The sequence below is a fragment of the Pontibacter sp. BAB1700 genome (assembly GCF_000277005.1).
In the GTDB taxonomy this organism is placed as follows: domain Bacteria; phylum Bacteroidota; class Bacteroidia; order Cytophagales; family Hymenobacteraceae; genus Pontibacter; species Pontibacter lucknowensis.
This window is the reverse complement of sequence record NZ_AKIS01000251.1, coordinates 1-1,952: the sequence shown is the minus strand read 5'-3', so window position 1 is coordinate 1,952 and position 1,952 is coordinate 1. Positions and strand designations below refer to the sequence as shown.

Annotated in this window: 1 protein-coding gene; it reads right to left on the bottom strand. The window is 46.2% G+C overall.

All coding sequences use genetic code 11. The features are described from left to right. On the bottom strand, positions 1 to 1,548 hold a 1,548-nt coding region (locus O71_RS20930), incomplete at its 3' end, for a PA14 domain-containing protein (protein ID WP_071530918.1). Positions 1,549 to 1,952 lie beyond the last annotated feature (404 nt).

The following is a 1,952-nucleotide window of genomic DNA, read 5'->3' as shown; positions in this document are numbered from 1 at the left end:
GCTCAGGTACAGCTCAGCCACGTCGTCGGCCGCGATCCAGAAAGTGTACTGGCCTGAGGCAGGAGCCGTCACGTAGCCGCGGATGCGCTGGCCGTAGTTGTTACCCTGACCTGTTGGCGCCTCGAAAGAGCTTATTGCGCTCGTAGAAGTTGGGTTCGTGTTCACTGGTACCACGCTGATTGTAGAACCGTGTACGTTTGACCAGAAGTCACGCGTGATCTTGCCAGTACCAGCAGTACCAGTTGTAGTTCCAGTTGACGGTGAAGTTGATGCAGGTGGTGTCTGCTCAGCAGGTGCAGTTGCTACCGGCGCATCCTGTGTTGGCTGCGACGGAGAAGTAGCCGGAGCTGATCCGTTAGGGCCAAGTGCGATACCATTGCGGCTCAGCTTTGACAACCAGGCGCTGTATTCATTCTGCTCGTGCTGCTTTGTGATGTTACCGCCAACGTATGGGTTGTTCTCGTTTTTAACCAGACCATCCGGGAAGTAGTTCTTGTCGAAAAGGTTGCCCTGGCTCATAACACCGGTAACATTGTTACGCATTACGGCATTGAAGGTAGCACCCTTCTTGTAGTAGTCGTAGCCATACAGGCCCACGTTGTGTGTGTTCATGCGGGTGCCATCGTCAAACAAACCAGAGTTTACTCCACGGTTGTTGTATACCTCGATGTTGTTGCCACCAGCAATGGCGTAGTTATAGTTACCGACGTTCACCGTCTGGTTGTCAAATACCTTCACGTGAGCTGTGGCTACTGAAGCCGGATCGCCCATGCCATCCTGGTACCAGGAGTCAGCAATGATACCACCACCTGAGAATTTAGTTTCTGTAGCAGGGATTGGGTAAGCACCCTTGATGAAGTTGTTGTGGATGCGGATAGGAGAAGCAGAAGTACCACGAGCGTTAGACAAGTTGATGTTGTCTTCTACAAGCGACTTGTTTGGCTCGTTGATTATCTCGTTCCAGGCGATCTCAGCGTGTGGCAGGTTACCGCGGTAGTTGAACTGCGCAAACTGCGAGTGCTCAGCACCTCCGTGAACGCGACCGTCGATGTTCTTGGCTTTGTTGTAGCGGATCTTTACAGTTTCGTTTGTAGAGCCATTGCCCTCGTAACGCGTACCCACATAGATACCAGCTGTACCTTCAAGGTAGCAGTTCTCTACTACAATGTTCTTAAAGTTGTTAACTGTCAAGAAGCGGCGTGGCTTCTTGTAATCACGCCAAGGGGTAGGAGTTAGGCCGTAACCTTTGGTGTGTCTGACAGTAATATTAGCGGCATGGCCCCAGCTTTTGATCAGGTAACCGGCCCCTCTGATGTTCGAATTGACAATGACAACAGGTTCAGAAGTACGCACGTCTACAGCAGCTACCTCAGAGTCTTTCGACTCCCAGTTACCTGTGTAAGTACCTCCTTTTGTGATTACTAATGGCCCGCTGTAAGTCTGGGCGTTTACGAAGCCTGTCGAGAGTAGAAAGGCTACGAGTGTGAGCATGAAAGCAGACAGAGTTGTCCCCGTCCACTTAGTCACCTTAGTGGAAATTGTATTCATCTTTTTGGCTAAAAGTTGAAAAATTAAAAAATGTACTCCTTATAAGGCCCCAGGTAAACTACCGTTTTCTATAAAAGTAGCAGGTAACCTGCCTGGTGCTTTTTATGAAAATATTGAGCTTGGCTAATCCTTGTCCTTATCTTCATATATAAGTTGTTGCAAATATAAGTATGAATTTTTTAGAAAAACCAGTCTTTTATGATAAATTCTTACTTAAATCATAGACACTTTGTATATTTCAATTTGAAAAAGATGAAAAATGTTTGTTTTTGACCTGTTTTGGCGGTTTTGCTACTGAAGTGTTGATCGAAAAAAGTTACATAAATTTTAAAAGTCCAAACTTTTCAATATGGTTATAGTTGTAAATCGTATAATTATACCCATAATTATTAATCTAAAATATA